At 67.3% G+C, this 13644-nt stretch carries 13 protein-coding genes; 10 read left to right on the top strand and 3 right to left on the bottom strand.

The annotated features are described in order from the left end of the window. Positions 1-13: 13 nt before the first annotated feature. On the bottom strand, positions 14-589 hold the full coding sequence (locus tag F618_RS0110925; protein ID WP_018938120.1) for a hypothetical protein: 576 nt from the start codon (positions 587-589) through the stop codon (positions 14-16). Positions 590-736: 147 nt separating this feature from the next. Here F618_RS0110925 and F618_RS0110930 point away from each other — a divergent pair, with 147 nt between their 5' ends. Further along, positions 737-1663: a patatin-like phospholipase family protein gene (locus F618_RS0110930; protein WP_019568564.1), complete on the top strand. Its 927-nt coding sequence runs from the start codon at positions 737-739 to the stop codon at positions 1661-1663. Positions 1664-1748: 85 nt separating this feature from the next. Continuing rightward, a complete protein-coding gene (locus tag F618_RS0110935; protein WP_018170097.1) occupies positions 1749-2705 on the top strand; it encodes a pentapeptide repeat-containing protein in 957 nt (318 codons plus the stop codon). On the opposite strand, the gene F618_RS0110940 is transcribed toward F618_RS0110935, so the two are convergent. Further along, on the bottom strand, positions 2685-2864 hold the full coding sequence (locus F618_RS0110940) for a hypothetical protein (protein WP_018170098.1): 180 nt from the start codon (positions 2862-2864) through the stop codon (positions 2685-2687). The two genes, F618_RS0110935 and F618_RS0110940, sit on opposite strands and share 21 nt — an antisense overlap. Before the next feature lie 199 nt (positions 2865-3063). On the opposite strand from F618_RS0110940, the gene F618_RS0110945 reads away from it, so the two are divergent. The 7 genes from F618_RS0110945 (at position 3064) to F618_RS0110975 (ending at position 11177) form a co-directional block, all read left to right on the top strand. Next, positions 3064-4620 (top strand): EAL domain-containing protein, encoded by a 1557-nt coding sequence (locus tag F618_RS0110945; RefSeq protein ID WP_019562971.1) that lies wholly within the window; start codon positions 3064-3066, stop codon positions 4618-4620. A gap of 7 nt (positions 4621-4627) precedes the next feature. Further along, positions 4628-5401 (top strand): hypothetical protein, encoded by a 774-nt coding sequence (locus tag F618_RS0110950; RefSeq protein WP_019562972.1) that lies wholly within the window; start codon positions 4628-4630, stop codon positions 5399-5401. A gap of 55 nt (positions 5402-5456) precedes the next feature. Next, positions 5457-6482, top strand: coding sequence for a sensor domain-containing diguanylate cyclase (locus tag F618_RS0110955; RefSeq protein WP_019568565.1), 1026 nt, complete (start codon positions 5457-5459; stop codon positions 6480-6482). A 206-nt stretch (positions 6483-6688) separates the two neighbouring features. Then, entirely contained in the window at positions 6689-7072 is a 384-nt protein-coding gene (locus F618_RS0110960) for a hypothetical protein (protein ID WP_018175727.1), read from the top strand. Between the two features lie 171 nt (positions 7073-7243). Next, entirely contained in the window at positions 7244-9724 is a 2481-nt protein-coding gene (locus F618_RS0110965) for an EAL domain-containing protein (protein WP_019568566.1), read from the top strand. A 134-nt stretch (positions 9725-9858) separates the two neighbouring features. Then, positions 9859-10143 (top strand): MliC family protein, encoded by a 285-nt coding sequence (locus F618_RS0110970; protein WP_018144242.1) that lies wholly within the window; start codon positions 9859-9861, stop codon positions 10141-10143. Further along, positions 10140-11177 carry a phosphotransferase gene (locus tag F618_RS0110975; protein ID WP_019568567.1) on the top strand — a complete coding sequence of 346 codons (1038 nt, stop codon included), beginning with the start codon at positions 10140-10142 and terminating at the stop codon, positions 11175-11177. The genes F618_RS0110970 and F618_RS0110975 overlap by 4 nt, the downstream gene beginning before the upstream one ends. Positions 11178-11320: 143 nt before the next feature. On the opposite strand, the gene F618_RS0110980 is transcribed toward F618_RS0110975, so the two are convergent. Further along, positions 11321-12214: a hypothetical protein gene (locus F618_RS0110980; RefSeq protein ID WP_051080753.1), complete on the bottom strand. Its 894-nt coding sequence runs from the start codon at positions 12212-12214 to the stop codon at positions 11321-11323. A 97-nt stretch (positions 12215-12311) separates the two neighbouring features. Here F618_RS0110980 and F618_RS0110985 point away from each other — a divergent pair, with 97 nt between their 5' ends. After that, on the top strand, positions 12312-13616 hold the full coding sequence (locus F618_RS0110985; RefSeq protein ID WP_019568569.1) for a PAS domain S-box protein: 1305 nt from the start codon (positions 12312-12314) through the stop codon (positions 13614-13616). Positions 13617-13644: the final 28 nt, after the last annotated feature.

The raw sequence follows: 13644 nt of genomic DNA on the forward strand, positions 1-13644 counted from the left end.
GAAGCCCGTCAGCCTACCAAGCCCGCCCGCAGCGCGCGGTGCTGCGCTGCGGCAACAGCCAGGCAGACAGCAGATGCGTGAGCCACCACACCCCGGAACATACCGCCATGACCACCGCCAGCCATGCAACAGGGTGCATCCACTCCTGCACCTGCCCACCCGGACCCAGCACCCAGTTCACGTTGTTGTCGGCATCCGCCAGCGCGAAGGTCAGCAACAGGATGGCCCAGCCCAGCCCCACCATGTAACGCCAGGCACGGGGGTCATACCCGAGACGCCAGACCATCCAGATCAGCACGAACGGAAGCGGCAGGTGGTAAAGCGACAGCAGGCGCACGAACAGCGGGATCTCGGGGTTGAACATGTAGTGCACAACCCCCAGCGGGGCCCAGCCCCAGACCGCCATGCTCAGCAGGAAATCCAGCACCCAGCCCAGCTCCAGAAGCACGACGGCCACCAGCATCATGCTCGCGATCCGGCGACTCTCCAGCCAGGCCGCCAGCAGCCCGCCCAGTAACGCCACGTTGGAAAACCAGAGAAAATTGAACCAGCCGTGCACCACGGCATACACCGGAACCAGCACCAGCACGAAGGCGAGATAGCTCCACTTGAAGGCGCGGGGGACCCTCTCGCCACTCCCTGTTGTGACCCGCATGCGCGACCCTCTTCTTGCCCGTCCGTGCATTCGGACTCAGGGTAGCAGCATGACCCACACGCCCCGGAAACGCATCGCCCCATGAGACGGCTGTCGTTCCTTTTCCTCGCCCTGTTTCTGGCCACCGCCCCGGCCGCACTGGCTGCGGACCCCGCTGAACCGCCCGCCCCCACCATTGGCCTGGCGCTGGGCTCGGGCGGGGCCGGGGGACTGGCGCATATCGCCATGCTGCAGGTATTCGACGACCGGGGGGTCCTGCCCGACCGCATCACCGGCACCAGCATCGGCGCCGTGATCGGCGGCCTGTACGCCGCCGGGCTCGATGCCGACGAGATCTTCGACCTGTTCGACGACTTTTCCGGATCCGAGCTTGATGCCCTGACCGGGCTGGCGCGCTCCGAGATCAAGCTGCTGGACCTTGTCCCCCTGCGCCTGGGCCGCAATGCCCTGTTCGATTCGGGCGAGTTCCTGCGTTTCCTCGCCGAACACACCGAGGCGCGCGACTTCGACGACCTGCGCATCCCCTTCGCCGTGGTCGCCACCGACTTTCGCACCGGCGAGAGCGTGGTGATCGACCAGGGCGACCTGTTCCTGGCGATCGAGGCAAGCATGGCAGTGCCCGGCCTGTTCGAACCGGTCCGGCACGACGACGGCCAGACCCTGATCGACGGCGGGGCCTCCAATCCGCTGCCCTATGATCTGCTGCAGGGCGAATACGACTACGTGATCGCCGTGGACGTGTCCGGCAATGGCTCGCCGAACGCCACCGAGGAGATCGGCATCACCGACCTGCTGTTCAAGAGCTTCAGCATCATGCAGGGCTCCATCATCCGCCACATGACCCGCCTCGACCCGCCGGATCTCTACCTGGTACCGGACACTGGTGGCATCCGTTTGCTGCACTTCAACCGGATCGACGAAATCCTGGAGAAGGCGGAGCCCGCCGCCGGGGAACTCCGCGCCCAGCTCGATACCTGGGGCATCCAGCCCCCGGCCCCCAGCCGGTAATCCGTGCCCAGAATCCCTGTTTCATGCCCTATACTCGCGGCATCCACCGTAACGGACACGGTGCCAAGGGAAGCCTGCAAGAACCGTGACCAGCGATAACCCCGATCCCCGGCCAGACGCAAAAGATCCGCCCCCGGGAACCGGCGACGGACGCCATGAGCTGTGGTTTACCCGACGCGATGATCAGGTCTGCGGGCCCTACCCTCAGCGCTCGATCGGGCGCTTCCTGATCCTGGGCCGGCTGCGCCCGGATGACCAGGTCAGCCTCGACCGCGAGACCTGGTGGCGCATCGACCAGCGCCCTCACCTGATCCCCGAAGAGTTGCAGAACGCCCACACCCCGGAGGGCCGCGAACGCCTGAACCAGGCCCGCCTGCGCGAGGACGAACGCCGGCGGGAACGGCGCGACGACAACCCGCCCGCCGAGATCCGCGAGCGCCGCAAGGGGGACCGCCGTTGTCCCGAATCGCCCGCGACGATCTCCCATCGCCAACAATGGGCCGAGATACTGGAACGGCCGGCGCCGCCCTGGAGTGAGTGGGTCCGCGGGCCGCGGCCCTGGATCGCGGGTGGCCTTGCAGTCACCCTGGCCATCGGCCTGCTGCTCGCCTTCGGGATTGCCTTGGAGCGCGACCCCGGGCCCAACTGCGAACAGGCCGCGGGGCCCGGGGTCAACTGGAACTACTGTGACAAGGCCGGTGCCGACCTGCGCGATGCCGACCTGACGGGCGCGTCACTTCACAGCACCCGCCTGGCCGGCGCGCGCCTGCACGGTGCACGGCTGACCGACGCGGATCTGCGTTTCGCGGACCTCGCCCTGGCCGGACTGGAGGGCGCGAATCTCGCTGGCGCCAACCTGACCGGCGCGGACCTGATCCAGGCTCGCCTGGTCGACGCCAACCTCGAGAATGCCAATCTCGCCCACGCCAACCTGACCGATGCCGACCTCTCCGGTGCCCGGCTGGACGCTGCTTACCTAAGCCGCAGCATCTGGACCGACGGCCGCATCTGCGCCCGTGACTCAGTCGGGAGCTGCGACTGACCCGCGGGCGCGCCCTCCACGTGCCACGCCCGGATCCGGATCGATTCCCAGCTCCTCGGCCACCTCCGCCCAGTACGGCTCGGCCTCGCAGGAACAGCAGTCGCACCAATCGGTGACACCGTCATGCATGCTGATCCGGCTGCGCAGGGCCTGCGGCATTCGCGTTCCGGATGTTTCGTGCGACATCGTCGCGCCCCCATCTCCGCCCTCTTTCCGATCCTGGTTCATGGCAACACCTCCCGGCACGGACTCCTCATTCTGACCATAGACGTTGCCGAATCTCCGTGACATTACGGGTACCGGCCTGAGGTCCGCCCCGTGCTACTCTCGATCCGTTCGATCCCGGCCCCTGGTGAATATGGTCACCCGACGCGACAAGGTCCTGCTCTCGGTCTCCGCCGCGACCCTGCTCGGCATCCTGCTGCCGCTCGCCGCCCTGGCCTGGTTCCTGTGGCAGGAATCCGTGGTCGCCGAGGAGAAGCGCCTGGCCGAACTCTCCCAGCGTCTGGGCGAACAGACCGAAGCCGCGCTGGTAGACGCCCGCGAACTACTGGACAGCCTCAATCAGCTGGACCTGGAACCCTGCTCCCCGGAGCACCTGGAACGCCTTCAGGACGCGGCCATCGCACGGCCTCATGTGCGTGCCATCGGGTACTGGCGCGCGGCCGAACGCCAGTGCGGTGCGGGGTTTGTCCAGGGCGAGGCCCTCACACCACCGCGTGCCAGCCGCATCTACGACACCGGCGTGGTCGCCTGGTGGCCGAGCGCGGACACCGCCGTGGGCGGTGTGGAGCTGTTCCTGATGCGCTTCGGCCAGCATGATGTCGCGATCGACCCACGCCTGTTGATCAGTCCGGGCCTGCTGGACAAGCAACGGGTCGGCCTGTGGGTCGAAGGCCTTCCCATGAGCCGCTATCCCGCTGACGCCGACCTGCCATCACCCGACACCACCCCCATTGGCCTGAGCGTCGACCGCGCCCAGGGGCGCATCGTCAGCCGCTTCTCGCTGGACACGATCTTCCCGGTCGACATCATTGCCGCGCAGCCGCTGGCGGCCTTCTGGGATCGCTACCTTTCGACCCTGATCGTGGCGGGCATCTTCGGGCTGCTCTTGGTGACCCTCTGGCTACTCCTGGTCCTGCATTACCTGCGCCGCCACCTGAGCCTGGCCAGCGAGCTGCGCGAGGCCATTGCCAACGAGCGCCTGAGTGTCGAGTACCAGCCCATCGTCGACCTCGCGGACGGCCGTTGCCGGGGTGCCGAGGCCCTGGCCCGCTGGCATCGCGAGGGCGACGAGACCATCCGCCCGGATGTCTTTGTGCCGCTCGCCGAGGACACCGGGCAGGCCACCGATCTGACCCTGGCGATCCTGCGCGCGATCCTCCGCGATCTGGGCGACAACCTGCGGGCGCATCCCGAGCAGGCCATCAACCTCAACATTACCGGCCACGACCTGGCCTCCGACCGCTTCGGGGATGCGTTGCGCAAGGCCCTGCGCGAGGCAGGTGTCGCACCCTCCGCGATCAAGCTGGAGCTGACCGAACGCTCCCTGCTCAACGAAGACGCCATCCGCGCCCGCCTGCGGGAACTGCGCCGGCGCGGCCACCACATCGCCATCGACGACTTTGGCACAGGATATTCGAGCCTTTCCTACCTGGAACGTTTCGAACTCGATACACTAAAAATCGACAAGACCTTTGCCGATGCCATCGCCCACGAAGCGGTTACCAGCAATGTCATCGGCCACATCATCGAGATGGCCCGCTCGCTCAATCTGCAGATCGTCGCCGAGGGCATCGAATCGGCCCACCAGGTGGAATGGTTGCGCGCGCAGGGCGTGGAAGGCGGACAGGGCTACCACTTCAGTCGGCCCTTGTCCGCCGAGGCCTTCCTCGACTGGTGCCGCCAACACTGAGGAGACCATGTTCCAATCTTCGAACACCCGTCGCTCGGGCCGAATCCTGGCGCTCCCCCTGTTGCTGTCCGCGATGGCCTCGGGCTGTGCCCTGTTGCCGGTGGAGCAGGATGCACCGGCTCCCACTGGCGACCGCCCCGCCTCCGAACCCGCCGCGCCGGAAACCGATACGGCGCCAGCCGAAGACACCGATAGCCAGCCCGAAACGGATACGGACACGGCCGCAGGTACGGATAGGGATACCGAGACGGAGACGGAAACCCGCTCGACGGAACCCACCGAACCGTCGCTGGGCCTGCACATCGCCCGCTCGTCCAGCGCCGAAAGCGAACGACGCGTCTTCCTGAGAGAACAGGGTCACGAAACCCTGGACCCCGGCCGCCTGGGCTACTACATGGACGTCCTGGGGGCCCGCCTGCGCCAGGAGTTGTCCGGACAGCCCAGCGCGATCGATCATCAGGATTCGGGTATCCGCGTGACCCTGCCGGAAGGTGCCGACCAGGCCCGCGCCCTGGATACCATCGGCCGGCTGCTCGACGAGTTTGGTGCCAGCCTGGTGACCGTCATCGCGCATGGACACGGCATGGACGCATCCGACACCTCGTCGGAGGGCACGGAGGACGATGCGATGGCCGCGGGCCGCCGCCTGGAGAACGCCGGGGTCGCCCCCGAACGCCTGGTCCTGCGCGTCTTCGGCACCACCACTCCGGCCGGGAACCTCGGCAGCGAGGCATTCTCCCCGCAGATCGAGCTGCTGATCCAGCCCCTCGCCGCCAGCTGATCAATCCAACCACCACGCAATACCGCCTGCGCCCCAAAGAAGGACTTGATTCGCCATGAACGCGACCGCAGCCGACGAGCCGGAGAACACAGGGACGGCACTGGGACCGGGCATCGAATCGCCCACCACGCACCCCGAGATGGAACCGGACAGCACCGTCTATCGCACGCTGCTGGAATCCACCCGCGCCATCCCGTGGAGGATCGACTGGGCGACCATGCGCTTCACCTATATCGGCCCGCAGATCGAGGCGTTGCTGGGCTGGACACCGGAGAGCTGGGTCAGCATCGACAACTGGGTGGAGCGCATGCACCCGGACGACCGCGAATCGGTCGTCAACTTCTGCGTGGCACAGTCGCAGTCCGGGGTCGACCACGAGGCCGACTATCGTGCGCTGACGCGGGACGGGCACTACATCTGGATCCGCGACGTCGTCCACGTAATGCGCAAAAACGGCGAAGTCGAGGCCCTGGTCGGTTTCATGTTCGACATCAGCGAGCGCAAGCAACAGGAAGAAGAACTGCTGCGCCTGAAGTCCGAACTGGAGGCCCTGTCCTACCGCGACTCGCTCACCGGCATCGCCAACCGTCGGCAGTTCGACCTCGTACTCGAACGCGAGTGGGCCCACGCCCGGCGCGACCAGCGCCCGCTCTCCGCCATCATGCTCGATATCGACCATTTCAAGGAATACAACGACCGCTACGGCCACCCGGCCGGCGACGGCTGCCTGCAGCGGATCGCCACCTGCCTCGCCGGCGTCGTCGGCCGCGAACAGGACCTGCTGGCACGCCTGGGCGGGGAGGAGTTCGTACTGATCCTGCCGGACACCGATATCGACGCGGCCCACGCGCTGGCCGAGCGCTGCCTGCAGCGCATCCGCGAGGAGGCGATCCCGCACGCGAGTTCCCGCGTGGCCCCCACACTGACCGCCAGCGCCGGGGTCGGCTGCCTCACCCCCGACGAGACCCGCCACGCCACGCAGGTGGTCGAAGCCGCGGACCGCGCCCTGTACCAGGCCAAGCGCGGCGGGCGCGACCGGGTCGCCATTGCCGCGGCCGACACCGCCAAACCCAGGCCCTGAACCATCCCCATCGCCGGTGATCTGAACGGATAGCAACCGGACCGCGCCCGTGCAGGGACCGGAACGCAGTCCATCCGCGGCCGGGCCGAGCGCCAGGGCCGTGATCCACGTCCAGTCCTCGCGCAGCGGTCGCCGGGCCACGTGGAAAACATCCCGGATTCGGACCAGACTCCGGGGAAAGCGGCACCCCGGAGAGAGGGATCGACATGACCAGCCTGCATCAACCCGCGCGGGAACCTGCGCTCTACCGTTTTCTCGGCATCGTGTTGCCGCCGGTGGCGGCGTACCGCTACGGCGCCGCCGCCCACAGCTGCGCCGCGCCGATCGCCATTGCCTGGGCGGCCGCCCTCGTGTCGATCGCCTATGCCCTGCTGACCGGCCTGGCCGGCATCTCCGGCTACGGCGGCTTCCCGCTGGCAATCGGTCTGTTCCTGTGGGTGTTTGCGACGGTATGGACCTTCCTGGTCGTGCGAAACGTGCAGGCGGATCCCTCCCTTACCGACCCCCGGACACACGAACAACGCGTCCGCCAGCGCGAGGATGCCCACGACCCGCTGGATCAACTCGATTCCCGCGAACGCCCGCGCTGACATCTCCGCCCGTACCCGCGCCCCACTGAACCGCGCCGCATTGACGCCGATTGGCCGCCCCTGAAATCTGCCTCTTGAATACGGTTTGCGCCTTCAGAATTCCCCTGACAGACTCGGGACAACGCGTTCGGGTGGAAGGGGCCAGCAGGACGCGTCCGACAGGGGAAATGCATGAGCAATTCGTCCGGGGTGAAGGTCCAGTACGAGGACCTGGTGGAAAACCACCCCTTCATCATCATCTGTTATCGACCCGACACCACCATCTTCTATGCCAACCGGGCGGCCCACGAATACTTCGCGGCGCCCGCCGGCAGCCTGCTCGGGCACCGCTGGATCCATGACCTCCCCGAAGAGCGGCAGCCCGAGAACCGCGCCGACCTGCTGCGCTATACCCCCGACGCGCCCGTGCGCACCATCGAGAACCCGGTGCGCCGCGGCGACGGGGCCGACCGCTGGATCCGCTGGACCAGCCGCGCCTTTTTCAACGAGGCCGGCGAGATCACCCATTTTCAGACCCTCGGAATCGACGTCACGGACCGCAAGCAGGGCGAACTCCTGCGCGAGAACCTGCTGGGGAGCCTGGCCGAGGGCGTCTTCGGCATCGACGCCGATGGCAACTACACCTTTCTCAACCCCGCGGCCTGCGAACTGCTCGGGTTCGCCAGCGAAGACGAGGCCCTGAGCCACAATTCGCACGAACTGTCGCACCACAGCCGGCCCGACGGCCAAGCCTTCCCCGCCACGGAATGCCCGGTCTACCGGGTCTTGCGCACCGGCGAGCCGTTGCAGGCCTGCGAGGAGTATTTCTGGAGCCGCGCGGGACACGGGTTCCCGGTACTGATCAACGCCGCCCCGCTGTTCGATGCCCGCAACCGTGTTACCGGCGCCGTGGTCTCGTTCCAGGACATCACCGAGCGTCGCGCGGCGCGCGAGGCGCTGGAACGGCGCGAGGCGGAACTGCAGGAGGCGCAGCAGATCGCCCATCTGGGCAACTGGATCTCGGACTTCGACGCCGGGGGCATCCGCTGGTCCAGCGAGGTGTTCCGCATCTTCGGCCTCGAATACGACCAATGGGGTGCGACCCACGAGGCGTTCATGCAGGCGGTGCACCCGGACGACCGCGAGCGCGTGCAGCGCGCGGTCGACGACGCCCTCACCCCCGGAGGACCGGAATACGACATCGAGCACCGCATCGTCCGCCCCGATGGCTCCGTCCGCATCGTCTACCAGCGCGGGAGCGTGGACTTCGATGCCCAGGGTCGGCCCCAACGCATGGCCGGCGTGGTGCACGACATCACCGAACGGCGCGAGGCGGAGCGCCACCTCCATTTCATCACCTACCACGACGCCCTCACCGGCCTGCCCAACCGCACCCGCTTTGCCGAACGCGCCGACCAGGCCGTCGCCGATGCCGAGCGCCTGGGGCGTCCGCTAGTGCTGGCCCACATTGGCCTGGATCGCTTCAAGAGCGTCAACGAAGGCATGGGCCAGGCCACCGGCGACGAGGTCCTGCAACATGTGGCCCGGCGCCTGGAAAACCGTCTGCCGGTCGGTGGCGTACTGGCACGCCTGGGCGGCGACGAGTTCGGCGCCCTGCTCCCGGTGGAGTCTCCCGGCTCGGTCGCCGGCGCCGTCACCCGCCTGCTGGAGCCGCTGCGCCAGATCATCAAGGCTGGCGAGCACGAGCTCTATGTGCCCGGTTCCGTCGGCGTCGCCGTGTATCCCCACGACACCCAGGATGCGTCCGACCTGATGCGCCGCGCCGAATCCGCGATGCACCAGGCCAAGCGCACCGAGGGCAATGCCATCCAGTTCTGTTCCGGCGAGCTCAATAACGACGTGCGGACACGCGTCTCGCTGGAGGGCCAACTGCGGCGCGCGGTCGATCACCAGGAAGGGTTCTTTCTCCACTACCAGCCGCGGGTGGCGGCCGGCGATGGCCGGATCGTCGGCGTCGAGGCCCTGCTGCGCTGGGAGGATGGCGCCGGCACGGTGCATTCGCCGGGCGCCTTCATCCCGATCCTCGAAGAGACCGGGCTGATCGTCGAACTGGGCCAGTGGATACTGACCGAGGCCTGCCGTCAGTGTCGGGACTGGCATCAGGCCGGGCTGCCACCGGTCCGCGTGTCCGTCAATCTGGCCGCCCCCCAGTTTCGGGATCGCCAGATGGCGCACAGCATCGACCGGGTATTGGAACACACCCAGCTGAGTGCGGACGCCCTGGAGCTGGAGGTCACCGAGAGCATGCTGATGGCCGATACCGACCAGGTCATCCGCACCTTGGGGCAGTTTCGCGAGCGCGGGCTGCGCGTGGCCCTGGACGACTTCGGCACCGGGTATTCATCGCTGGCCTATCTGCGCCGTTTTCCGCTGGATGTGCTGAAGATCGATCGCTGCTTCACCGCGGACCTGGAGACCGAGTCGAGCGCGGGCGCCATCGTGCGCACCATCCTCAGCCTCGCGGATAACCTGGGCCTCGAATCCGTCGCCGAGGGCGTGGAGACCGAGGCGCAGCAAGCCTTCCTGCAGGAGGCCGGTTGCCAGACCCTGCAGGGCTTCCTGTTTGCCCGCCCGCAGCCAGCCGCCGACTGCCAACGGATGCTCGCCGAGCCCGCTTCGTCCGCCGCCGCGCAGCCTGGCCGCAGCGCCTGAGCGGTTCCCCGCGCCATGTTCGCGCGCCCAAGCGACGACGCAGCGAGCATGCACATCGATCCGTGTTTCCCTACGATGGACCATCACTAACCGGAGACCACCGCGTGCGCCTAGCAATCGTACTGGCAGGAATCATGCTGATCGCCGGCTGCAGCGCGCTGCCGCGGGGCGATGATGCCCCGCGCGAGGTGGCCTACATCTGCGCCTACGGCCCCGAACTCACCGCCACCTTCGAGGGCGAGCAGGCCGTCCTGGCCTTCAACGGGGCCCGCGCCCGACTACAAGCCACCGAGACGGCCTACGGCGGGCGCTACGCCAATCCCACCGACGACATCGTGTTCTGGACCCGCGACGACGCCGCCATGCTCGAGATGCTGGGCGTGTTCTGGAGCTGTCGCGCCCTGCCCGACCGCGGATGACCGACGCAGCGACCCGTTTCGTCCTGCAGGCCACCGGTGCCCGCACGGCGGTGCGCGGCCCGGTCATCCAGACCCTCTGGAGCGGCTACGGCGAGATCGTGCGCTACCTTCTTGAAGGCGGCGACTCCCCCACAGTCATCCTCAAGCACATCGTGGTCCCCGACGAACTGGACCATCCGCGCGGCTGGAGCAACAACCGCTCGCATCAGCGCAAGCTCCGCTCCTATCAGGTGGAGATGGCCTGGTACCGCGACTGGGCCAACCCATGCGACGCCACCACCCGTGTCCCCCGCTGTCTGGATACCGCGACCATCGGCGACGAGCACCTGATCGTGCTGGAGGACCTTGACGCTGCCGGTTTCCCGCAGCGCAGGGACCACCTGACCCGCGCCGAGGCGCGGCTCTGCCTGCGCTGGCTCGCCCGTTTCCACGCGCGCTTCATGGGACAGGCGCCCACGGGACTGTGGCCCGAGGGCAGTTACTGGCACCTGGCCACCCGCCCGGACGAGTGGGCCGCCATCGAGGACCCGGCGATTCGCGAGACGGCCGCGACCCTCGACAACGCCCTGACCGGCGCCCGCTATCGCAGCTTGGTCCACGGCGATGCCAAGGTCGCCAACTTCTGCTTTGCGCCAGAGGGCGACGCCATCGCCGCCGTGGATTTCCAGTATGTCGGGGGCGGCTGCGGCATGCGCGATGTGGCCTATTTCCTCGGGAGCTGCCTGGACGAACGGGAACAGGAAAACTGGGAGGCCGACCTGCTGGATGCCTATTTCGCGGCATTGCGCGAGGCCCTGAACGAACGGGGCAAGGGCACGGAAGCCGGCGCCATCGAGCACGAGTGGCGTGCGCTGTTCCCCATTGCCCAGGCCGACTTCTACCGCTTCCTGGTCGGCTGGATGCCGGATCACTGGAAGATCCACGACTACAGCCGCCGCACGGCACTGGCCGTGGTCCGGCGCCTTCAGGAAGGTGGCTGGTCCGACATCCCGTCGGGGGCGGATTCGAGCGCTTCCGCGACCTCCAGCCAGTAGGGCCCGGCCGCACAGCGACCCACAAGCAATCGGCGACCGCCGGCGCAGCCGGAACCGCGGGGGCATTCGGAGTCGGCAGATCGGCCCTGGGTCGGCTCACGTCGTTCATGGCGAGCCGATGACGGCACACCCGAACACATCCCTTACGGTGCGGCAGTGTCCGCCGCGGGGGGCGCCGCAGCCCCCGAGAAACCGGGCCCACGGACATCCGCAGGCGCCCAGTCGCGTCCGCTGTCCCGACCGGTCACCCACCACTCGTGCACGAACAGCCGCAGCGGCCCGCGCACCCGTTCCTCGAAGCGCGTAGGCAGGGTGTACCCCTCGATCTCCGCGTACTCCAGGAAGGTCGTATCCACGTGGGCACCCTGGGTGGGGCCAAAGCCGTTCAGGGTGACATGCACGCGATAAAGCAGGTCGGTTTCGGGGTGGATCCACATCACCACCCGGTCTTCGTCCGCCTCGCCGAACCCGGGCTCAATGGTGGCCAGTACCCGACGGTAGTTCACACCGCCCTCGCGCTGGTCCGCCAGCCGCTCCATGTCGGTCGCCCGGTGTTTGACGAAGCTCGGACCGTAGTGGAACAGCTCGCCGGCGTCCGTGGTCATCGCGCTGGCGCGAATCCGGTCGCGGTCCGAACTGCGCTCGCCATCGTAGTACAAGCGGAATTCGTCACCCTGGCGGAAGACGCTCTTGGTGCCCTCGGGACCGGTGTAGTGGACCGCATACAGATCATCGGCGGGGCGATAACGCTCTTCGCCCTGGCCGCGGTATTCGCCGTCGGCCACCAGCGGCTGGAGGCGCTGGATCACGCGCCCCCACTCGCCATCGGTCGCCTGATTCAGATCACCCGGGTATTCGCGCAGGTCCCCGCCGTGGGCCGCAAGCGTTCGCTGAAACAGGGCCTGCGCACTCAGTCCGTCGTCGAATTCCGGATCCGGACCGGGCTGCGGGAAGGTGCCCCCACACCCGGCCAGCAGGACCGCGACTCCCAGCCAGAGGGCGGCGGCTGGCACCCTGATTCTTGTCCAATCAACCATGCATCGCTCCTAACAGGAAACATCTGTACTTTTCTTGTACATTACCTGTACATTGTTTTCAACGGCCTCTACCGCACCTGGTCACAAGGAGCTCGCCATGTTCTTCAACCCCGCCGTTTCGCCGACGGCCCATCCTGCTACGGGAACCACCGACGCGGCCGTGCTCGACGCAGTTCGGGAGGCCGTCGCCTACATCGAGTTCACCCCGCGCGGCCAGGTCCTCGATACCAACGAACTCTTCCTGAAGACCATAGGCCACCCCCGCGAGGACGTCATCGGCCAGCATCACCGGATGTTCTGCAGCCCCGAATACGCACGCTCTTTACAATACCGTGACTTCTGGCGCCGCCTGGCGGCCGGGGAATCGCATACCGGAACCTTTCCCCGTGTGACGCGCACGGGCGAAACCATCTGGCTGGAAGCCACCTACTTCCCCGTGCGCGACACCCAGGGCCAGGTGGAGAAGATCGCGAAGATCGCCTACGACGTCACCGAAAAGCAGGAACAGCTGCGCGACCAGGCAGCCGTCTTCACCGCCCTGGACCGCTCCATGGCGGTGATCGAGTTCACCCCGGAAGGCGAGATCCTCAAGGCCAACGAGAACTTCCTCCAAGCGGTCGGGTACAACCTCGACGACATACGCGGCCAGCATCATCGCATCTTCTGCGACGAGACCTTCTATCGCGATCATCCCGATTTCTGGGAGCGCCTGGCGCAGGGCCAGCTCATGAGCGGGAAGTTCCGGCGGCTGAAGGCCAACGGCCAGGAGCTGTGGCTGGAAGCCACCTACAATCCGATTCTCGACCAACAAGGCCGGGTGGAGAAGGTCATCAAGTTCGCCACCGACATCACCGCCAGCGTGCATACGGCGCAGCGCACCCGCGAGGCCTCGGCCGTCGCCCACGACATGGCCCGCAAGACTGCCGATCACGCCCGCAGCGGCGAGGACTCACTGCGGCTCAACGCACAGCACACCGTGCAGATTCGTGCCGAGGTGACCAGCACCCAGGAGGCAGTCGAACGTCTCAACGCCGAGGCACGCAACATCGAGTCCATCATAGAGACCATCCGCACCGTGGCCGAGACCACCCGGATGCTGTCCCTGAATGCCGCCATCGAGGCCGCTCGCGCTGGCGAACAGGGCCGCGGCTTTGCCGTGGTTGCCCAGGAGGTGCGCAAGCTCGCCGCCAGCACCAGCGAAGCAACCACCCGAATCGCCGAGGTCATCAACAGCAACCTGGAACGCACACGCGAAATCGCCGATCGCATCGACACGGTCCGTGAGGTCGCCGAGCAGGCCGACGCCCAGGTCCAGACCGTCCAGGGCATCGTCGACGAGATCCGCGACGGCGCCAACCTGGTCGTGGAATCCATCTCTTCCATCCCGCGCGATCACCCGTAGGGACTGCTCCGGGAGTCCGCATCTCCCG

This window comes from Thioalkalivibrio sp. ALMg13-2 (assembly GCF_000381185.1).
GTDB lineage: Bacteria > Pseudomonadota > Gammaproteobacteria > Ectothiorhodospirales > Ectothiorhodospiraceae > Thioalkalivibrio > Thioalkalivibrio versutus.